Consider the following 22,091-nt stretch of genomic DNA (forward strand, 5'->3'; position numbering starts at 1 on the left):
AAAGCCGAAGCGACTGCCACGATCACCGTGTTAGCTGATCAAACGAGTGTCAAAGCCAAAGACAGTACTCTGTATGTCGGCGACGATTGGGAAGCTGCCGACAACTTTGTCTCAGCCACAGACAAAACGGGAGCAACGGTTGAATTATCAGGAGTAATGGTTACTGGTACCGTCGATACCAATCAAGAAGGCACATACGATGTCACTTATACGAATGGAAAAGTCAGCTCCACAGCGACAATCACTGTGGTTGCTCACCAAGAAACGGTCGTAGCAAAAGATAGTACAATCTATGAAGGAGAGAAATGGCAAGCCGTCGATAATTTTGTCTCGGCAACAGATAAAAGCGGACAAGCAGTTGATTATGATCAAGTATTGATTAGCGGTACAGTCAATACTGATGTGCCTGGAAAATACCAAGTCATCTATCGCAACGGCAAAGCCGAAGCAACTGCCACGATCACCGTTTTGGCAGACCAAACGTCTGTGACTGTGAAAGATAGCGTGATTGATGTCGGTGACAACTGGACAGCAGCCGACAATTTTGTCTCCGCTACAGATTGTGACGGTAAGTCACTCACGTTGGAGCAGCTGCTGGTGGACGGTTCGGTGGATACGAAGAAAACGGGCACCTATCAAGTCATTTATTCAATCGTCACTGATGAAGCAGCAACTCCTAACTTTTTCGCACGTTTATTTGGTACTCGCTCACAAGAAGCAGTCACCGCCACAGCGACGATCAAAGTCGTTGAAAAAGCAGAAGAACCAGAGGAGGACGATCAGCAGCCTACGAAAGATGATTCTGACAAAGGGCAACAAAAACCAACGGATGAAGGGCAGACTGGTAAACAAACCAAAGCGACCGCAAAGGACAAACGGGTGCTACCAAAGACTGGTACAGCCATCACTCAAGGCTATTCGATTGCAGGAGTGAGCCTTGTTGCTCTAGCGGGGATCGTCTTCTTTCGTAAGAAACACACGAACAAAAGCAGAAAAACGAAATAAGTCGCAATGACTCTAGCAGCGGATATCGTGAAGGATATCCGCTGTTTTTTTTAATACCTGCTGTATTGCGGTTTTCTTGTTCGATAAGCAGCCGTATAAAGAAGATATAAAGACTCTAGAAGAAGATTTACACTATTTTTATTTCTTTTTGCGTATGCTTACGTCATGAAGGAGTGAAGAATATGAATCTTGTTTTAGGAATAATCGGAGTGATCGTAATGATTTATCTCTTTTGGTATTTGTTTGAGGGGGGAGAACGATGAGTAGCTATTTTGTGCAAGGCTTTTTATTTTTACTGATCTTACTAGCAGCAGCGGTTCCTTTGGGCTGGTATATCAAAGAAATCATGCAAGGAAAAACACCGCGGTTTGTCCGCTTTATTCAACCCATTGAACGGTTGACCTATCGAGTGATTGGTTCGGTCAGCAAAAAAGAAATGACCGCCAAAACCTATCTATTCTCCGTCTTGGCCGTTAGTGTCTTTTCCATCATCGGCTTGACCGGATTATTGATGGTTCAGCACTGGTTACCGCAAGGGGCAGCCGTTGAGAATATGTCCTTTGACTTAGCATTGAACACAGCCGTCAGTTTTGTGACGAACACGAACTGGCAAGCTTACGCTGGGGAAGAAGCACTGACCAATCTTTCCCAAGCATTAGGATTAACGGTGCAAAATTTCTTGTCAGCGGCAGTAGGACTTGCCGTACTGTGTGCCTTGATTCGTGGGCTGCAGCAAAAACAAAAACGAACGGTAGGGAATTTTTGGCAAGACATCACCCGTTCCTTGCTCTATATCCTTTTACCACTCTCATTGATTTTAGCGATCTTGCTCCTGTCTCAAGGCGTCGTTCAAACGTTGAGCAGCGGCATGGAAGTCAATGGATTTGAGGGGGAATCCTTTTGGATGGCGCTCGGACCAGTAGCGAGTCAAATCGCCATCAAGCAATTAGGGACTAACGGCGGCGGTTTCTTCGGCGCCAACGCTGCTCATCCATTTGAAAACCCAACGATGTTCAGTAATTTTTTAGAAAACTTAGCGATCTTGTTGCTGCCAGTTGCTTTGATTTTTGCCTTTGGCTTTTGGATCAAAGAGTGGAAACAAGGACGTACGATCTTGATCACCGCAACCGTCTTTTTGATCCTGGCTTTTATTGGCGTAGTGATCAGTGAAGCTTATGGACCGCAATTCAGTCAAGTGCTTGGGAATGCCAATCTAGAAGGCAAAGAAGTACGCTTCGGTGTCGGTTGGTCGAGTCTCTGGGCAGTGAGTACCACCGCCGCTTCCAGTGGATCAGTCAATGCCATGCTGGATAGTTTCACACCACTCGGGGGTGCGATCCCGATGTTCTTGATGCAGCTGGGAGAAATCATCTTTGGCGGTGTCGGTAGCGGGCTTTATGGCATGATCGCTTTTCTATTATTGACGGTCTTTATCGCTGGTTTATTAGTCGGACGAACACCCGAATATATCGGCAAAAAAATCGAAGCCTTTGACATTAAAATGACGAGCATCGTTATTTTGACGCCATTGCTACTGACGCTTTTCGGGGCTATGTTGATGACCTTGCATCCTGACATCATGAGCTGGCTAACCAATCAAGGCGCCCATGGCTTTAGCGAACTGTTGTATGCAGCAACTTCCTTCAGTAACAACAACGGGAGTGCCTTTGGCGGCTTGACCGCAGATACTGTTTTCCTAAATAGTTTGGGTAGTATCTTGATGTTCGTTTCACGTTTCGTTCCCATCGCAGCCATCTTGTACATGGCAGAAAACATGGGGGCCAAAAAGAAAACCGTTCGTAATGAAGGAACCTTGTCAACCACGAGTCCAGTCTTTGTCACGATGCTGATTATTGTGATCATCGTGATCGGTGCACTGAGCTTTTTACCAGCGATGGCTTTAGGCCCAATCGCAGACTTCTTTACAACGAAATAGGAGAGAGAAAAAATGAAAAAAATCTATCAATGGGCGATCGGCGAATCCTTTAAGAAATTGGATCCTCGCCAACAAATCAAAAACCCCGTGATGTTTGTGGTTTACCTAGGGGCGATCTTGACAACGATTTTATGTTTTCAAGAACAAACGGTCTCGTTGTGGTTTAGCATCAGTGTGACCGTCTTCTTATGGTTGACTATATTGTTTGCCAATTTTGCCGAAGCAGTGGCAGAAGGGCGCGGCAAAGCACAAGCGGATAGTTTGAAGCAAGCCAAAAAAGACATCATGACCTACAAAGTCATGTCCTTGGAAGATGTCGCCAAAGAGGCTTTTATCGAAGTCCGTTCCTCCGATTTGAAAAAAGGCGACTTGGTTTATGTTCCTTCTGGCGAACAAATTCCTGCCGATGGGGATGTCGTGGAAGGTGCTGCTTCGGTGGACGAAAGTGCCATCACAGGAGAATCAGCACCTGTCATTCGTGAATCTGGTGGCGACCGTAGTGCAGTCACGGGAGGAACCTTAGTCGTTTCCGATTACTTGGTCATTAAAGTGACTGCTGAAAATGGTCATTCTTTTTTGGATAAGATGATTGCGATGGTGGAAGGGACACAGCGGAAAAAAACACCCAATGAGATTGGCTTGCAGCTGTTCTTAGTGACACTGACCATCATCTTCTTGGCTGTTTCCATCACATTGATTCCCTTTACTGATTTTAGCAGTCAGTTATCTGGTCGGGGAACGGCGATTTCCAGTGTGATCGTGATCGCTTTACTGATTTGTCTCGCACCAACCACGATCGGCGCCTTGATTTCCTCGATTGGGATCGCTGGAATGAGTCGTTTGACCAAAGAAAATGTCATCGCCATGAGTGGACGCGCGATTGAAGCTGCAGGAGATGTGGATGTTTTGCTACTGGATAAAACAGGAACCATTACTCTGGGAAACCGCCGTGCCAGTGAGTTCTTGCCAGTACCAGGGGTCACCGCCAAAGAGTTGGCAGATGCAGCGCAGTTGGCATCCTTTGCTGATGAAACGGCGGAAGGCCGCAGTATCGTGATTTTAGCCAAAGAAGCCTTCAATATTCGTGAGCGGGAGTTTCAGCAAGCCGATGTCCATTGGATCGATTTTAGTGCCAAAACACGGATGTCTGGGATCGACTATCGTGGCGATGAGATCCGTAAAGGAGCTGCGGATACGATCAAGCAATATGTGACGGCAAAAGGGCAGACCTATCCCACTGCGTGTGACGAGATCGTAGAAAAAGTCGCTAAGGCTGGTGGAACCCCATTGGTCGTAGTAAAAAATGGCCAGGTACTTGGAGTCGTTTATTTAAAAGACATCGTGAAAAACGGCGTCAAAGAAAAATTTGCCGACATGCGCAAGATGGGTATCAAAACGATCATGATCACTGGGGACAACCCTTTGACGGCAGCTGCTATTGCCGCCGAAGCGGGCGTCGATGATTTCTTAGCCGAAGCAACACCAGAAAACAAAATGAACCTGATTCGCGAATATCAGGAAAAAGGACATTTGGTGGCGATGACAGGGGATGGAACCAACGATGCACCCGCACTCGCCCAAGCCGATGTGGCAATGGCGATGAACACTGGTACGCAAGCAGCCAAAGAAGCGGGCAATATGATCGATCTTGATTCCAGCCCGACCAAATTACTGCAAGTAGTCCAAATTGGTAAACAGCTGCTGATGACCCGTGGGGCTTTGACGACCTTTAGTATCGCAAATGATATCGCCAAATACTTCGCAGTGATCCCTGTTCTGTTTTATGCCATTTATCCAGAACTCGCAGCGCTGAATATCATGAATCTTGGTAGTCCCTTAACGGCGATTTTGTCCGCAGTCATCTACAATGCAGTCGTGATCATCGCCTTGATCCCTCTGGCGTTGAAAGGGGTCAAATACCAAGAAAAACCAGCCAGCCAAATGCTGCGGCACAATCTGGTCGTCTACGGCCTAGGCGGCATCATCGCACCATTCATTTGCATCAAGCTAGTAGATTTGCTTTTGTCAGCTGTTCTGCTATAAGAAAAATCCATCAGAGTCAAGGAGTCATTTAGGAGGAAAACATGATGAAGAACACCCTCTTTGCCAGTATCAAATTTTTACTAGTTAGTACCGTGTTATTTGGCGGTCTCTATACATTGTTGGTCACTGGTGTCGGACAAGTCTTTTTTGCCCATCAAGCCAACGGCAGTCAAATCGTGGAAGACGGAGCGGTCAAAGGATCTGAGCTGCTTGCGCAACCCTTTGACCAAGCAGGTTACTTCCAAGGGCGTGATCAAACCGTTTCACAATTATCGCCCTATGATACGACCCAAAAAAAGACTGTAACTGAGCGGACAGCGACGTTGCTGGCAGAAAACCCAACCCAAACCAGTGTGCCGATCGATCTCGTGACCGCTTCGGGTAGTGGCGTCGATCCTGATATCAGTGTCGAAGCGGCACTTTTTCAACTGCCGCGGATCGCTGACACAAGAGGCATCGATGAACAAATAATTCATGATATAATAAACAGGAATAAAGTAGCTGATCTGTTCTCCACGAGAGAATACGTCAATATCATGACCTTGAATCAGCAGCTCGATCAATTACCCGAGGAATAGGGGGAAGCATCTATGAGTGAAAACAACCAGCAGACGATCCCAGAAGAGATGCTGCTGCAAGCAGGCTTTGGACCTAAACGTGGCAAACTACGGGTGTTTTTCGGTTTTGCTGCCGGTGTCGGAAAAACCTATACGATGTTAACCGAAGCCCATGAGTGTTTGCTCATGGGCAAAAATGTGGTGATCGGCTATATCGAACCTCACAAACGTCCCGATACCAATCGATTGCTTGAAGGGTTACCACAAGTACCATTAAAGCAATACCAGCACAAGCAATTGACCCTTTATGAGCCAGATATCGATCGACTGATCCAACTAAAACCAGATATCGTCTTGATCGATGAGTTGGCACATACCAATCCCATTGGTGCGCGAAACAAAAAACGTTACCAAGATGTCGATGAACTATTGAATGCAGGAATCACCGTCTACACGACCATCAATGTCCAGCATATCGAAAGTCTGAATGATATCGTGGAAAAGGTCACGGAAGTGGAAGTCAGAGAAACGGTGCCTGACACCTTTTTCCAACACGCCAGTTTGCGGGTAGTGGATGTTGAACCAGACGAACTGATCGATCGATTGGAACAAGGAAAAATCTATGCTGATGAAAATGCCAAACGAGCGCTAAAAAATTTTTTTACGCCAGAAAAACTTGATCATCTGCGGGGATTAGCGATCCAAAAAGCTTCCAATCATATCAATCAAATGAACGGCGGTCGAAAACGAGTTCAAAGCAAGCTTTTGACCATCATTGATGATCGCTTGCCGAAAATGGCAGAAAAATGCATTCGTTGGACCGCTCGCTTAGCCCAAGGAGTCGGTGCCGAATGGACGGTCATCCAAGTTCGATCGTTAGATGATACACCTACCGAAGTGCCGTTGGCAGAGCGTTTGGGTGCAGAAGTCATCAACATTGAAGCGGATGACAGTTTTGAAACCATCGTAGAGTATGCCAAAATGACGGGTGCCAGTGACATTATCATGGGGAAACAGGTTTCTCAAAAGTGGTTCCAAAAATTGTTTGTCGAGGATTTAGAAGACCGCTTGATTCGCCGCCTTGATGACATTGAGATCCATTTGATTCCTTTTAAAGAAAAAATGCAGCGACCACGGCTGACGTTTTCGCAATTATTTGAAGGCGGCGGTCGAGATTTCACCTTGACCTTTGGGCTGATCATGCTCGCCACCTTAGTGACAGAAGGCATGCAGTATCTGCATTTCGGCGAGCAGAACTTGATGCTGGTCTACATCTTTTTTGTTCTCTTAGTGGCCCGTTACACGAGTGGCTATCTATGGAGTGCCATGGCATCGATCATTAGTGTCCTTTCTTACAACTGGTTCTTTGTCGAACCCTTGTATTCCTTGACGGTCTATAAAGCAGGTTATCCAATCACATTAGTGATCATGCTGATCGTTGCCTTGATGATCAGTAACTTGATGGTTCGATTGAAGACCCAAGCAGAAAATGCCAAGGAAAAAGAGCATCAAATGGAGATATTGTATGAACTGAACAAACAATACATGGAAACGCGGAATGAGCAAGAAATCTATGAAAGTACGACCACCTATTTGGCACGCTTACTCCAGCGAGAAGTGGCGTTATATGACAGAGAAGGCCATTTAAGAAGTCTGCATTCTTCAAGAGAAACACTGTCTCAACTGACTGGCAAGGATGAGAAAGCCGTCGCTTTTTGGGTCGTGAAAAATCAAAAAGAAGCCGGTCGCGGCACAGATACTCTGATTGGTGCCAATGGGTTCTACTTGCCGATCGTTTTAAACGGCAAACCACTAGGCGCCCTTGGGGTAGAACGCAACGAGGAGCATCAGTTGGCCAATAGTCAATTGAATTACTTGCGCCTTGTAATCACCCAAATCGCGACCGTGTTGGAGCAAGTCTCATTAGCGAGTGAGAAAGAACAGATCCAATTAGAAAACGAACGGGAAAAAGTTCGCAGCAATCTACTACGTGCGGTCTCTCATGACTTGCGGACCCCCTTGACGACGATTTCTGGCATTGCCGAAACATTGAGTGAAACCGAAGGCGTGATCAAAAAGGAAACGAAACAAAAGCTGCTAGGAGACATCCAAAGTGAATCCCAGTGGTTGATCCGCATGGTCGAAAACTTATTGTCGGTGACCCGTATCAACTTGACCAATATGGCGGTCAAGCGCAGTGAAGAACCAATCGAAGAAATTATCGAAGCGGTTTTGACACACCTAAAGAAAGTCTATCCGCAACAAAAAATCATCGTGAAGATGCCTGATCAGCTGATTTTTGTCCAAGTCGATCCCATCTTGATCGAACAAGCCTTGTTTAATTTGATTGAAAATGGGGTTCGCCATGGAACCGCCGATACACCGATTTTCTTGCGAGTTTCTCAAGAGCAAGAAGTGGTCATTGAAATCGAAAACCAAGGGGAGATCCCCTTAGGACAATACCAAAAAATCCAAGCGAATTTGACCAATGACACCGAAGTGCCGGTGGATTCAAAAAATGGATTAGGTATCGGACTGAGTATCGTCAAAACCATCATCCATGCCCATGAAGGCAAATTAGCAATCGAAACGAAAGCAGGCAGTACGATCTTTCGTATTTATTTAAAGCAGTAAGGAGGGAGAACATGCAGCGACATTTTTTATTGATTGAAGATGATTCGAATATCGTTGATTTTATGGAGGTCGTCTTGCAAAGAGAGCATTACAACTTTACGTCAGTCGGCACTGGCATGGAGGCATTGATGCTCTTACAGGAAGAAACCATCGACTTCATCTTGCTGGATCTGGGCTTACCGGACATTGACGGCATGGAGCTGTTGAAAATCATTCGTAAGCGCATGAACACACCGATCATCGTGATCTCTGCCCGCAAAGATGAACAAGACAAAGTGCAAGCATTAGACCTCGGTGCCGATGATTATGTAACGAAGCCCTTCAGTACCAATGAATTATTTGCCCGCATTCGCACGGCATTGCGGCACAAGGAGACAACTGCCTTTAGCAGCAGCCCAATTCTTGTAAACAAGGAGTTAACGATCGATTTTGAAAAAAAAATCCTGTACAAGAATAAAAATGAGATCCATTTGACCAAAAACGAATACCGCATCATGGCAGTTATGTTCAAGAATTTAGGCAAAGTCGTCACTTATGATACCCTGACTAGTGAAGTCTGGGGACCTTTTGCAGCGGATGCACAAACCTTGCGAGTCAATATCTCAAACATTCGCAAAAAAATCGAAACCAATACGCTGCAGCCAGAATATTTGATCACTGAAATCGGCGTCGGGTATCGCTTGCGGGAGTATCCAGCAGAGTAGCGGTCGTCATAGGAAATAAGGAGGAAAAACGTGCAGCGGCTCTTTGGTCGCTGCACGTTTCTATTTTTTGTTAATTGCGAAGAGACGTTGAACTGATTGCTTCTCCATAGATGATTTGAAACTGTGGGTAAACAAGTAGGTTGGTTGTTAACTAAAATTTCTTTTCATTCTGATCATTTTGTGTTTATATCATAGTATAAAGTAAAAAAGGAGAGTATTATGGCAGGAATTAGAGACGTCGCAAAACGAGCGGGTGTATCGATCGCAACTGTATCGAGGGTGCTCAATGAAGATCCTACGTTATCTGTCACGCAAGAAACAAAAAATAAGATCAACGAAGCCGTGGAATATTTTCACTATAGTAAGAAGAAAGTACCTGTGAAAAAGGCAATCAATATTGCAGTGGTATCCACTGTTTCGGAAGAAGCTGAATTAGAAGATCCCTATTTTCGGGCGATTCGTCGTGGCATTCAAGCACAAGCAGAACAAAATAAGTTTCGCATAAAAAAAACGTATTATATGTCTGAACGCCCCGTTGCCATTGAGGAGCTAAGGGAGTATCAGGGAATCCTTGTCATTGGTCAAGTCTTGCCAACTTTTTTAGCAAAGATCGCAGCAGTCAATCCTCATATCGTCGTGATCGATGATCCTTCTTTGTCTTCAGAATGGGATGCGGTATATACGGATTTCTCTATAGCAGCAACCGAGCACTTAGAGCGTTTGTATAAAAAAGGGCATCGAAATATCGCTTTTATTGGGGGATATCGGGTACGTTTGGATGCATCCAGTGAGAAACATCAATCGCCAGATGATATGCGGATGAACACTTATGTGTATTGGATGAAAGAAAAAGGATTGGAAGAATACATCAATGTTTACCTAGAAGGATGGAACACATTAGACGGTATCAAAGCCACTGAGCAATTGCTTGAACAATGCAAAGAGAGCCTTCCTTCAGCTATTATGGTCGCCAATGATTCGATTGCAGTTGGTACATATCGCTCCTTGCAAAAACGTGGGTATCGGATACCAGAAGATATCTCAGTAGTCAGTTTCAACAATATTGAAGTTGCAGAATTTTTGACCCCATCTTTAAGTACCGTTGCCATCGATATGGAAGAACTGGGAAAAATTGCTTTACGGATGGTAGAAGAGCGGATCAAAGGCATTCGTCAAGTACCTGTTAAAATCATGGTGGCCAGTAAGATGATCGTCAGAGAAAGTGAAAAAGAAAGAGATTAATGCTGGGAGTAAACATTTTAAAGTGTTTACTCTTTTTATTTTAGTTAAAAGTTATTGACAATCTGATTAGTAAACAGTATATTTGTTTTGTAAAAAGAAAACGGATACATAAAAAACAGTGGATGAATTGTTTCAAGAAAGTGGCTCTAAATGGCAGGCTCGCTACTAGCGATTTGGCCCATGGTTGCTGTCTTTATCATTTTTCAACGTAAATTTATTGAAGGAATTGCCACTACTGGCGGTAAATTATAAAAGAATGGAGCAATAGAAAATGACAAAAATCACCTTTATCGGAGCAGGAAGCACTATTTTCGCTAAAAATGTTCTAGGAGATGCAATGTTGACCCCGAGCTTAGCAGATTCCCACATCGCCCTTTACGACATCGATGAGAAACGACTTCGTGAATCCGAGGCAATGTTAAAGACGATCAATAAAAATGCCAATCAAAACCGAGCAGAAATACAGGTCTATCATGACCGCAAAGAAGCACTAAGAGATGCCGACTTTGTAGTAAACGCCATTCAAGTTGGTGGCTACAAACCTTCCACCGTCATTGACTTTGAGATACCGAAGAAATATGGCTTACGCCAAACAATAGGTGACACGATGGGCATTGGCGGAATATTTCGGACGTTGCGTACGTTACCAGTCATGTTGGAATTTGCTCGAGAAATGGAGGAAGTTTGTCCAAATGCATGGTTGCTGAATTATACGAACCCGATGGCGATGCTGACGATGGGGGTATTGAAAGCAACATCCATCAAAACGGTTGGGCTTTGTCATAGTGTGCAAGTATGTGTTCCAGAATTATTCGAGCATTTAGGGATCAAAGAACAATATGATCTGGCTGACTTCCAGTGGAAAATTGCTGGGATCAATCATATGGCATTTTTATTGGAAATTACCAAAGATGGGGAAGATTTCTATCCAACGATCCGTCAGTTGGCTGAAGAGAAAGAAAATCCCCACCGTGATTCAGTCCGCTTTGAATTGATGAAACGTTTTGGCTATTATATTACCGAATCTAGTGAGCACAATGCCGAGTATCACCCTTATTTCATTAAATCAAAATACCCAGAATTGATCGACGATTTGGGGATTCCGTTGGATGAATATTTAACCCGTTGCGAAAATCAGATTCGCGATTGGGAAACGATGCGGGAGGATATCGTCGATAATGGCGATTTGACCCATAAGAGAAGTCGGGAATACGCCTCTTATATCATGGATGCCATCAAGACCGGCAATCCAACCGTTATTGCTGGAAATGTGTTGAATAAAGGCTTGATCACCAATTTACCAGAGGATGTCTGTGTGGAAGTTCCATGTTTGGTGGATAAGAACGGCATCCAACCAACCTACGTCGGCGCTTTGCCAACGCAGCTTGCTGCATTGAACCGAACCAACATCAATGTGCAAGAATTGACTGTCGAAGCAGCGTTGACCCTTGAGAAAGACAAGATTTATCAAGCAGCTTACCTCGATCCTCATTTATCATCAGAGTTATCATTGGCAGATATTACCCAATTAGTCGATGATTTGATCGAAGCCCATGGGGATTATTTACCAGATTATCACTGATAAAAAAATGGACGCGCAGTTTTCTTTACGAATACTGATAGCGCCAACATTTCTTTGGTTTTTTTGAAGAGATATGGCAAAAGAGTTGTTGACAACCAAATTGGTCAAAGCTATAATCGGACTTAGGATTGCTACTGAAAAGGCGACACCGACAAAATATACACTAGCTTATTTATGCTCGGAGTGTATATTTTTGTCGGTTTTTTTGTCTGTTTGAAGGGGGGAGAAAAGATGAAACCAATCACGATCTACAATAACAATGCCGTCCTTGTGGAGGATAATGGCACAGAATGTGTAGTGATTGGCAACGGTGTTGGTTTCGGTGTAAAAGGCAGTGGGGTGATTGATCAAAGGAAAATTGATAAAAAATATGTCTTAGATGCAGAATTTACCCAAAACAAATTTGGGTCGCTGATGGCAGGAATGGATGAACGGCATGTGATTCTGACCGCCAAAATTATTGAAGAAGCAGAAAAGGATCTTGCACGAACATTTGATTCCAGCATCTATCTATTTCTTGGTGATCATATTAATTACGCAATTGAGCGTAATCTTAAAGGAGAAGCGATCACCAATGACTTAATGTGGGAAATCAAAAAATATTACCCACGAGAATTTGCAGCAGCAAAGCGATCGTTGCAGTTTATTGAACGATCAGAGAAGATTCGTTTTATTGAAGATGAAGCTGGCTTTATAGCCCTGCATTTTGTAAACGCTAGCTCAAGTTCACGCTTTAAAAATGAGACGATTTTTACGACAAAAGTAATTGCAGAAATTGTTCAGATCGTGGAGTATGATTATGGGATGAAGTTGGATGAGACGTCCATGAACTATGATCGATTCTTGACCCATATACGCTATTTTGTAAGCCGAATTTTTTCGGAAAGTAAAGAAGTAAAAGATGAAGCTGATTTATTGCAACATGTGAAGCAATTATATCCGAAAGCTTACCAAACTGGCTTGAAAATCAAGAAACATATTGCTGGTCAATATAAAGTGAAAATTACAGATTCAGAATTGTTATATTTTGTTATTCATATCAATCGAGTGACCACAAGAGAACTAGATTAAATGTTTTGTTACCGTATGGGCAAGACCAAATAAAGATTGAGCCAAATATGGGCTTAGTTTTTATTTGGTCTGTTTTATTTATAAGGAGGAAAAAAATGACTAAGTATCAAGAGCTTGCACAGAATATCATTGAAAATATTGGAGGAACGTCAAATATTGAGTCTGTAACGAATTGCATGACACGGTTACGATTCGTATTAAAAGATAATTCAAAAGTCAAAGAAGATCATCTTAAAGCAACACCAGGTGTTCAAGGAACAGCCTTAAAAGGCGGACAATATCAGGTAATTATTGGAACAGATGTAGCAAATGTTACGGAAGAAATCAACAAAATGGGGAACTTTGGAAGTGATTCTTCAGAACCAACGTCACCGAAAGAAGAAAAAGTCATCAATCGAGTTTTAGGAGCGATCACCTCAATTTTCCAACCGATTATTCCAGCAATCTGTGGGGCGGGAATGTTAAAAGCTGTTTTAGCTTTACTTGTTTTCTTTGAAGTATTAAACGCAGAAGCTCAAACGTATCAGCTTTTAAGTTTACTAGCCGATTCAGCATTTTATTTTCTTCCTGTAATGTTAGCAGTAACAAGTGCACAATACTTTAAAGCGAATCCATTTTATGCAGCGGTTTTAGGCGCAATGCTGATTCACCCAGCTTTTACAGCTATGGTTGCAGCTGGTGAACCTATTTCATTTGCAGGTCTTTCTGTCAGAGCTGTATCTTATGGTTCGGCAGTTGTACCGCCAATTTTGATTGTATGGGCAATGGCGCACATTGAACGTTTAGCCAAAAAAATATCGCCAAATCCTGTGAAGATTTTTCTGGTCCCTTTATTGGTTTTCTTGGTTACGGCTCCCTTAGCTTGGATCATTATCGGTCCACTAGGAGCATTAGTTGGTGATGTGTTATTAGTAGTCTTTGAATTCTTCAATGAACAAGCACGCTGGGTTTTACCAGTCCTGATGGGGGCATTTACCCCATTTTTCGTCATGACAGGGATGCATTACAGTTTTATGCCTGTTCAACTAGCACAATATGCCACATTGGGCTATGGAACGTTATTAGGACCAGGAATGCTAGCATCAAATATTGCTCAGTCTGGTGCTTCACTTGCAGTAGCATTAAAAACCAAAGATAAAGAGATGAAGCAAACGGCTTTTTCGGCTAGTACCACAGCGTTATTTGGAATCACGGAACCTGCTTTGTATGGGGTGACGATGAAACTAAAAACGCCTTTATGGGTTGTGGTAGCCTCTGGAGGAGTAGCTGGTTTATGGGCAGGTTTGACCAACATGCGAACTTATGCATCAGCAACTGCAGGTGTTTTGGCCTTACCTGTCTATTTAACGGATGATCTGTCAAATATCGTTAACGCAGTGATTTGTATTGTTATTGCATTCGCAATGTCTTTTGCACTTACTTTGTTTTTTGTGAATGCAGAAGGAAAGAAAAAAGCAGAAGTGTCTTCACAAAGTCAAACGTCAAATGCGAATCAGGTTGCTGAACCACTTCGATCATTACGGACACCTTTAGAGATCAGCAGTCCTTTGGCAGGGGATCGGTTGGCGACTCATGAAATTCCCGACAGTGTATTTGCCAATGAGATCATGGGGAGAACAGTGGCTATTCAACCAAAAAATGGTCAAGTAGTTGCACCATTTGATGGTGAAGTAGTGACGATTTTTCCCACCAATCACGCAATTGGGATCAAAAATAAGCAAGGAGTTGAGCTGTTGATCCATATTGGTATCGATACGGTCGAACTTGATGGCAAAGGTTATACTGCAGCAATCAAAGTAGGAGATACCTTTAAAAAAGGCGATTTGCTAGTAACCTTTGATCCAGAATATATTGTTAGTCAAGGATATTCTACAGTGACACCGATCGTAGTGACAAACACAGCAGATTTTACAGATGTTATTGTCCATTCTGAGGATGGAACCATCAAGCAGGGTGATGTTTTAGTATCGATTTTTGAATAAAGAGGAGGACAAACATGGCAAAATTTCCAGAAACTTTTTTATGGGGTGGTGCGATTGCCGCCAATCAAGCGGAAGGTGCCTATAACGAAGATGGCAAAGGACTTTCCATTCAAGATTTCTTATCAAATGGAGTCACAAGGCCACTAGATCCTGAGCTAAATCCGCAAAACTTAAAATTAGAAGGCATCGATTTTTATCATCGTTATCGAGAAGATATTCAAATGTTCGCCGAGATGGGCTTTCAAGTCTTACGTTTCTCGATTGCTTGGACACGAATTTTCCCTAATGGCAATGAGGAAAAGCCAAACGAAGCTGGATTGCAGTTCTATGAAGAGGTGATTGATTGCTGCTTATCTCATGGGATCGAACCGCTAATTACACTTTCTCATTATGAAACACCATATTTCCTTACAAAAAGTTACGATGGTTGGCGTAATCGGGCATTGGTAGACTACTTTGATCGTTTTTGTCGGACTGTGTTTACTCGTTACCAAGGGAAAGTGAAATATTGGTTAACTTTCAATGAAATCAATGCGCTTTGGAATTTCCCCTTAATGGGAGCAGGAGTAATGACAGAAAAAGATTGCTTATCTAAGCAAGATCTCTTTCAAATAGCACATCACGAGCTTGTTGCCAGTGCCCAAGCAGTCAAAACCGCCCATGAAATTGATCCACAGATGCAGGTAGGGAATATGGTGTTAGGGATCTATAATTATCCGATGACTTCAAACCCGAAAGACACATTGGCTGTTTTGGAGGCAGATAAAAACTTAAACTATTTTATGGATGTTCAAGCTCGTGGATATTACCCTGATTGGATCAAAAGAGAATGGCAGAGGTATAATGCAACTATCGAGATGGAACCTGACGATCTCGAATTATTAAAAAATACCGTTGATTTTATATCGTTTAGTTATTATATGTCCCGATGTGTTTCTGCTACGCCTGAAAAGTACCAACAGGGAAAAGGAAATATGACAAACGTTCTAAAAAATCCCTACCTTGATGAAACGGAGTGGGGATGGGAGATTGATCCAGACGGATTACGTATTCTCTTGAACCGTTTTTCGCATCTCTATCAGTTGCCACTTTTTATCGTTGAAAATGGTTTAGGTGCTGTTGATCAGTTAATTGAAATTGACGGAGAATTAACCGTTGTTGATGATTATCGCATCAATTATTTAAATGATCATCTATCAGCCGTTGCTAAAGCCATCGATGATGGTGTCAATGTATTGGGTTATACCATGTGGGGGTGTATTGATTTAGTAAGTGCTTCGACCGCAGAGATGAAAAAGCGTTATGGGTTCATTTATGTAGACCGAAACGATGATGGAACTGGTTCACTCAAACGGTATCGAAAAAAATCCTTTGATTGGTATCGCGAAGTGATTGTCACCAATGGGGGAACCATTGGTTGAAATACCGCTAGTAAATAAAGAAAGCATTGCCGATCCAGCAAATGGAAGGCAATGCTTTTTGTCGTTTACTGTATTCATTGATTCGACGGGGAAGCCGATCAGCGGTTATGGTCGTACGATTGATCAAAAGGGGAAAAAGAAGGTGAAAAAAAGCAGCATCAACGATGCCACTCCATGGTGTTTTCGATTTCATTGGTATCAGAGTCTACTTGTTCAGAAACGATGGTAAAGTCATGTTTGAGATAAAACGCAATAGCAGCTGTATTTTTTTGGTAGACGTTCAGAGTCAGCTTCTCGTGTTCTGCTTGTACTTTTTGTAAAAGCTGCTTGCCAATGCCGTGGGCACGATAGTCTTTCAAAACGAAAATACCAGCGATATACTCATCCAACATCCCGATGAAGCCGACGGGCTGATCATCCACCGAATAGGTGTAGATAAGGGCATCGGCAAAGGCTTTTTTCACAAAGTCATAGTTATCTTGCCAATGGGCAGCTGAGATAAAGTCATGGGCATCCAAATTGCTTTGAAGCCAAATCTGGGCGATAGTTTCTAATTCAGAATCGGTAAATTGGGTCACTTGTTGTATCATGAGAACCTCCGTTTTTTAATTCAGTATAGCATAGGTCCACTGCTGATTACTGCAAATCGCGGCATTTTCGTAGGCAATCGGACAGGAGATGAACCAATTAACAAGTAACGAAGGTTAAATGACGAAGAAAAGCAATCTTTTTCGTTGAAATATTCTAACAATTTTGTTTCAGCTAGATGTCAATTTCTTGCAGCCAGATGTTATTTGTGTGAAAACAGCCCCAAGAGTGACATCTTTCGGTATGCTAGAGAAAGCGATAAGACACATCTAGTTAAGGAGAAAAAATGAAAAAGACACTTTTGGTTGCAAGTTCACTTGTTTTGCTGACGCTGCCTGTCGTGACGGTATCCGCAGACAGCTTTGATCAGAAGATCCAGCAGCAAAATGAAAAAATCAATGACATAAAAAATGAATCCACCTCATTAGAATCACTGAAACGATCTACAGAGGCAGAGATTCAATCGATTGAAGGAGAAATCCAAGCAATCCTACAAAAGAAAACGGCGACGGAAGAAGAAGTCAATGCCTTGGCACAAGAGATCCAAGTCCTTGAAGAGAAAATCATCAAGCGCACAGAAGTACTGGCGAATCAAGCGCGTGACATTCAAACGTCGGAACCTTCCAATCGTTTGTTCCAAAAAATCGTTGATGCGGAATCCATCGGAGAAGCCATTCAACGGGCGATCGCTTCTGTAACGATCATGAATGCCAGCAACAGTATCGTCGAACAACAGCAAGAAGATATCGCAACGAGCCAGAAATTGGAAAAAGAGTTGCAGGAACAATTGGTTGCGATCGAAGAGCAGTCAAACGCATTGCAAGGAAAACAAGCGGAATTAGCTGATGTCAAATTGAATCAAGAAGTTGCACTAGCCGACCTTGCCTTGGCGTTGAACACCGAAGAAGAGAAAAAAGACCAATTGGAAGCGGACAAAGCAGAAGCACAACGGCAAAAAGAAGCAGCGTTGAAGCAACTGGCTGAACAAGAAGCACAAGAAGCAAAAGCGCGCAAAGAAGCAGAAGAAGCAGCAAAACGTCAGCAAGCAGCAGAAGCCAAGTCAGCTGAAACCGCCGAAAGTCCTGCCGTTCAACAAGCAGCAGTGGCAGCAGCCCAGCCGAAGACGGAAGCCGCAGTGGCGCCAGAAACATCGGTGTCGTCAGAAAAAACTGCAGCTACGCCTGCACCTGTGCAGCAAGCAGCTGAGCCAAAGGAACAAGCAAACACAGGTGGATGGCAAATGCCAGTCGATTCGGTTCATATTTCGAGTCGTTTTGGGTATCGAACAGATCCAACAGGTGCATCAGGAAATCAACATAATGGCATCGACTTTACTGGGGGGACAGGAACGCCGATCTATGCGATCCAAGCAGGCGAAGTCGTTGAAGCGGGCTATGGTCCGTCAACTGGTAACTATGTGATCATCAAACATGCCAATGGCGTTTACAGCTACTACATGCACTTTAGTACGCTGCCAGCTGTCTCGGTCGGACAAAGCGTCTCAGCTAGACAATATGTTGGCGGTATGGGAACGACTGGGAATTCAACTGGCGTCCATCTACATTTAGGGATGTCAACAAGCTTATGGTCAGGATTCTTTGATCCGGCGCCAGAATTAGGCTTATAATAGTCAGAAAAACCGCAGAAGCGAACAGGCTTCTGCGGTTTTTTGGTTGCTCTTCTTTTACAAAGTCTCGATTGGCTCAGCGCCAAAAACGGGTCATCTCCGCTTTGTCTTTCAGGTTGAAAGCGATCATGTCCTCAATCAATGCTTGATCGATCGGCTCAGTCCACTTGATGCGAAAAATGTTATCCGTATGGCTGTAACCGGCGTTTTCAATGGCATCGGCAAACTGTTCAAGACACTTGGTTTCAGGGGAGACAGAAAAATGCGGTTTTGAAACGCTGAAACCGATAATAAAGGTCTCATGGGCGGTGAACATCGGCTGATTCCACTTGATGACTGGAACGAGGTCAGGAAATTTCTTGGTAATAGCGGCAAATAAGGCACGCAGTTTTTCTTGCTTTACTGGATCTTCAATGCTGGTTAAGTAAGTTTCTAATACATCCATTGGGAGGATCTCCTTTCGTTTTAAGGAACGAGTACAGGGAATGTCGATCACTAAAAATAACGCGTGTTCGAAATCAAACATTTTGTTACTTAGAGTGTACTGTAAAGTTAGCAAGTTTACAAACCTGTTGCCTTGTTTGGGGGATAAAGCCTTCAGGAACAAACACTGTTTGCAAAAACGAATGCTAAAAATAACTTTTTTCTACTCGAACAAAAGCCAAGAGTCAGGAACATTCCCTCATTATCCTGCAAGGTTCCTTGAGATTAGCTTAACTTTTCAGAAATAACGAATGAAAAAGCAGATTATTTTCAGAGAACACTTTCAAAAAGAAATCGGTTGCATTCAACAAGAATTCTGCTAGAATATAACTTGTTCGAACAAGTTGTTGAGCGAAAGCAAAACGAAAGGAGGAGGACTTGTGACCAAAAGGAAACCGGTAACCCAAGCAGCCAAGAAAGAATATGCAAACAAAAGTATGCGGTTTAATCGTTTTTTACTTTTTCGTTATATGACTGCGATCTTTTTCTTTGTCAATCTTTATTGGACCCTATTGAGTCTGTCTCAATGGACATGGGCTGGTTTGATTCCCATTGCCTTATTGATCGTTGATGGACTTATACTTATTGAACAAACTCAAAAATATTGGCAGCAATCGAATCGTTTACTGGTGACAAAGATCGGTTATTGGCTCCAATTCGGCGTCAATCTCATTGCAATTTTTGGTATTTTGATCGGGCAGCAAGCAACGTTGATTCCTTTTATGAATCAATCGGGTAGAGGGATCTTACTTGCCTTGTTTTCTGTCGGCATGATGGCGTGTTTGTTCATTCAGCGTAAAGCGTGGTTGATCGAGCATGACCGAGACAAATATTTCACGTATTTGACTACATTTGAAACTCAAGGAGGAACAGTCAATGGATTCAGAAAATAACAAAATGTTTGCCTTCTTGGACCGCTACTTAATGGGTCCAATGGGGAAAATCTCACAATTACGGATCGTTCGTGGGGTCATGGCAGCCGGGATGGCGTCGATTCCTTTCACTATCGTAGGATCAATGTTCTTGATCATCAGCGTTTTGCCACAAAGTTTTCCTGTATTAGAGGGCATTTGGAGTACATCATTTGATAAAGTAGTTAATCTCTATATGCTGGGTAACACTGCAACAATGGGGATTTTAGCACTATATTTTTGTATTGTTTTTGGATATGAGTATACTAAGATTCAAGCACAAGAAGAAAAACTTGTTTTAAGCCCAGTCAATGGAGCATTACTTTCTATGATGGCGTTCTTTATGTGCTTGCCGCAATTAGTCTTTGAAGGCGGAGTAGCCACGCTAGTTGAAGTGATTTCTGACGATCAGAAAATCATTAATGGTTGGGAAATCGGTGGAGGCGTTACTCGTTTAGGAACAACTGGGATCTTTACAGCGATCATCATGGCGATCATTGCCGTAAAAATCTACGCGTTTTGTGTGAAGCGCAATATTGTCATCAAAATGCCTGATACAGTACCTACAGGTGTTTCTTCCTCATTTACTGCTTTGATTCCTACAGCCCTAATTGCACTCACTGTGATCGTTATCAATGGTGCATTAGTCGCAATGGGCACAGATATTTTCAAAGTCATTGCGATTCCGTTTAGTTTCGTGACGCAATTGACCAGTACCTGGATCGGACTGCTTGTTATCTACTTCTTCATGCATGCACTATGGATCGTCGGTATTCATGGGGCAACGATCGTGACCTCATTCTTGACGCCAATCGTGTTGTCAAATATGGTGGAAAACCAAAATGGTGCCAACATTGCCTTTGCGGGTGAATTTAACAACAGTTTCGTTACGATCGGTGGTTCAGGAGCGACGTTAGGAATGGTGATTTTCATCGCATTCTTTGCAAAATCAGCGCAGTTAAGTGCTTTAGGAAAAGCAGCGATCGTGCCATCCTTCTTCAATATTAATGAACCGATTTTGTTCGGGATGCCAGTGGTATACAACCCGTACACAGCGATCCCATTCTTCTTAGCACCGATGGTTTCAATGTCCGTTGCTTATTTTGGTATCAACTTAGGCTTTGTTAACCCACCGATTGCTCAAGTAGCGTGGCCGACCCCAATTGGATTATCTGGCTTTATTGGTTCAGGTGGTGACTGGCGTGCCTTTGTCTTAGCAATCATCTGTGCAGTCGTTGCTTTCTTAATTTGGTTCCCATTCATCAAAATGTATGATGGCAAATTATACAAGGACGAACAAGCAAACGCAACGAAGGCATAATCAATCCGTTTTTTTGATAAGCCGGCTATGAAAAATAGCTGGCTTTTTTTACGCCAAAGATGATAATAGTAGTAGAGAATCCGAAGGAAAGGAGTAGGCAAATGACGAAACTCAGTATTGAAGACTTAGCAGCGGAATTGATCAGAAAGATCGAAGCGGGTGACATAGGAAATGAGCAGGGGAAGATGCCTAGTGAACGAGAGCTTTTGGCGATTTATCCAGTTTCTCGTTATACGTTACGTCAAGCCCTCAATAAATTGAGCAAGATGGGCTGGATCTACCAGATGCAAGGCCGCGGCTCGTATATTCGCTTTCAAAACAACCAAAAACCGGCCATTGAACAAGGAGATCTTGGCTTCAATGAAGACTTGACCCGGGGCGAGAAAAACATTCGAACGGTCAAAGCCTCAAAGCGGCTGGTCAAAGTATCAGAGGCGCTGTTTCTTCCAAGTCAAAAACAATTTGCGAAAGATCAACACTTTATCGAAGTCCAACGTTTTCGCACATTAGATGACAAACCCTATTTGATTGAACGTTCCTATTATATACCTGAAATCGTGGGGGAGATCTCCGAAACAATGATGGAGGGGTCAATGTTCCAAGCTTTGGCAGAAGAAAAACAACTGACAGTCGCCTTCATCGACAAGTTTATCCAAAGCAAACCGCTATCACAGGAACAAGCTGCGTTTTTTCATCTAGAAGAAGGCATGCCCGCACTGATCGTACGAGACGACAGCTATCTGAGAAATGGCGAACTATTAGCCTTTTCGATGATCCATTATGATTATCGGATGGCGACATTATATATGCATAAAAAGTTGTTCGTTTAAAGAAAACGGATTTTCAAGAAACGGTTCTTTCTTTTTTTAAGGCAATAGAAAAGCAGCCCATCAGGGAGAAAATAACTTACAGTTGCGGAGCAGCTGACTGGCAAACTGAGAGAAAAGGGATCGCTTCCAATGGATGAAAGATGACTGAGCAGGA

The 22,091-nt window shown here is 43.1% G+C and carries 17 protein-coding genes and 1 pseudogene; 16 read left to right on the forward strand and 2 right to left on the reverse strand.

All coding sequences use genetic code 11. The features are described from left to right. The 12 genes and pseudogenes from A5867_RS07175 to A5867_RS07230 all read left to right on the forward strand — a co-directional run. Positions 1-1,005, forward strand: a 1,005-nt coding sequence (locus A5867_RS07175; protein WP_140397124.1) for a bacterial Ig-like domain-containing protein, incomplete at its 5' end; no start/stop codon positions are given. 259 nt (positions 1,006-1,264) lie between these two features. Beyond that, positions 1,265-2,941 carry a potassium-transporting ATPase subunit KdpA gene (gene kdpA, locus A5867_RS07180; RefSeq protein WP_087627242.1) on the forward strand — a complete coding sequence of 559 codons (1,677 nt, stop codon included), beginning with the start codon at positions 1,265-1,267 and terminating at the stop codon, positions 2,939-2,941. Positions 2,942-2,953: 12 nt separating this feature from the next. Further along, positions 2,954-4,984 carry a potassium-transporting ATPase subunit KdpB gene (gene kdpB / locus A5867_RS07185; protein WP_087627243.1) on the forward strand — a complete coding sequence of 677 codons (2,031 nt, stop codon included), beginning with the start codon at positions 2,954-2,956 and terminating at the stop codon, positions 4,982-4,984. Positions 4,985-5,025: 41 nt separating this feature from the next. Further along, positions 5,026-5,562, forward strand: coding sequence for a potassium-transporting ATPase subunit C (locus A5867_RS07190; protein WP_087627244.1), 537 nt, complete (start codon positions 5,026-5,028; stop codon positions 5,560-5,562). Positions 5,563-5,574: 12 nt separating this feature from the next. Continuing rightward, complete coding sequence (locus A5867_RS07195; RefSeq protein ID WP_087627245.1) at positions 5,575-8,175, forward strand: sensor histidine kinase KdpD; 2,601 nt, start codon at positions 5,575-5,577, stop codon at positions 8,173-8,175. Positions 8,176-8,186: 11 nt separating this feature from the next. After that, positions 8,187-8,879 (forward strand): response regulator transcription factor, encoded by a 693-nt coding sequence (locus tag A5867_RS07200; protein WP_087627246.1) that lies wholly within the window; start codon positions 8,187-8,189, stop codon positions 8,877-8,879. Positions 8,880-9,098: 219 nt separating this feature from the next. Continuing rightward, entirely contained in the window at positions 9,099-10,121 is a 1,023-nt protein-coding gene (locus A5867_RS07205) for a LacI family DNA-binding transcriptional regulator (protein ID WP_087627247.1), read from the forward strand. A gap of 150 nt (positions 10,122-10,271) precedes the next feature. Next, positions 10,272-10,373 (forward strand): annotated as a pseudogene (locus tag A5867_RS07210) (carbohydrate ABC transporter permease); the annotation flags it as partial. A gap of 19 nt (positions 10,374-10,392) precedes the next feature. Next, positions 10,393-11,703 carry an alpha-glucosidase/alpha-galactosidase gene (locus A5867_RS07215; RefSeq protein ID WP_087627248.1) on the forward strand — a complete coding sequence of 437 codons (1,311 nt, stop codon included), beginning with the start codon at positions 10,393-10,395 and terminating at the stop codon, positions 11,701-11,703. Between the two features lie 231 nt (positions 11,704-11,934). After that, positions 11,935-12,774: a PRD domain-containing protein gene (locus tag A5867_RS07220; RefSeq protein ID WP_231588407.1), complete on the forward strand. Its 840-nt coding sequence runs from the start codon at positions 11,935-11,937 to the stop codon at positions 12,772-12,774. Positions 12,775-12,869: 95 nt separating this feature from the next. After that, positions 12,870-14,756: a beta-glucoside-specific PTS transporter subunit IIABC gene (locus A5867_RS07225; protein ID WP_087627250.1), complete on the forward strand. Its 1,887-nt coding sequence runs from the start codon at positions 12,870-12,872 to the stop codon at positions 14,754-14,756. Positions 14,757-14,770: 14 nt separating this feature from the next. Beyond that, positions 14,771-16,177: a family 1 glycosylhydrolase gene (locus A5867_RS07230; RefSeq protein WP_087627251.1), complete on the forward strand. Its 1,407-nt coding sequence runs from the start codon at positions 14,771-14,773 to the stop codon at positions 16,175-16,177. Between the two features lie 158 nt (positions 16,178-16,335). Here the strand turns inward: A5867_RS07230 and A5867_RS07235 are convergent, their stop codons facing one another. Then, the gene (locus A5867_RS07235; protein WP_086338420.1) at positions 16,336-16,767 is read right to left on the reverse strand and encodes a GNAT family N-acetyltransferase; all 432 of its coding nucleotides are present in this window, start codon (positions 16,765-16,767) and stop codon (positions 16,336-16,338) included. Between the two features lie 284 nt (positions 16,768-17,051). On the opposite strand from A5867_RS07235, the gene A5867_RS07240 reads away from it, so the two are divergent. Next, positions 17,052-18,392 carry a peptidoglycan DD-metalloendopeptidase family protein gene (locus A5867_RS07240; RefSeq protein WP_087627252.1) on the forward strand — a complete coding sequence of 447 codons (1,341 nt, stop codon included), beginning with the start codon at positions 17,052-17,054 and terminating at the stop codon, positions 18,390-18,392. A gap of 76 nt (positions 18,393-18,468) precedes the next feature. Here the strand turns inward: A5867_RS07240 and A5867_RS07245 are convergent, their stop codons facing one another. Further along, entirely contained in the window at positions 18,469-18,837 is a 369-nt protein-coding gene (locus A5867_RS07245) for a DUF1801 domain-containing protein (RefSeq protein WP_005225664.1), read from the reverse strand. Between the two features lie 418 nt (positions 18,838-19,255). Between A5867_RS07245 and A5867_RS07250 the strand changes: the two genes are divergently transcribed. The 3 genes from A5867_RS07250 (at position 19,256) to A5867_RS07260 (ending at position 21,937) form a co-directional block, all read left to right on the forward strand. After that, complete coding sequence (locus A5867_RS07250; RefSeq protein ID WP_015509419.1) at positions 19,256-19,768, forward strand: hypothetical protein; 513 nt, start codon at positions 19,256-19,258, stop codon at positions 19,766-19,768. Then, the gene (gene celB, locus A5867_RS07255) at positions 19,752-21,107 is read left to right on the forward strand and encodes a PTS cellobiose transporter subunit IIC (protein ID WP_016610408.1); all 1,356 of its coding nucleotides are present in this window, start codon (positions 19,752-19,754) and stop codon (positions 21,105-21,107) included. Before A5867_RS07250 ends, celB begins: the two co-directional genes overlap by 17 nt. A 101-nt stretch (positions 21,108-21,208) precedes the next feature. Next, positions 21,209-21,937 (forward strand): GntR family transcriptional regulator, encoded by a 729-nt coding sequence (locus tag A5867_RS07260; RefSeq protein WP_015509421.1) that lies wholly within the window; start codon positions 21,209-21,211, stop codon positions 21,935-21,937. Positions 21,938-22,091: the final 154 nt, after the last annotated feature.

It is taken from the genome of Enterococcus sp. 6D12_DIV0197 (assembly GCF_002174385.1).
Classification (GTDB): Bacteria; Bacillota; Bacilli; order Lactobacillales; family Enterococcaceae; genus Enterococcus_D; species Enterococcus_D casseliflavus.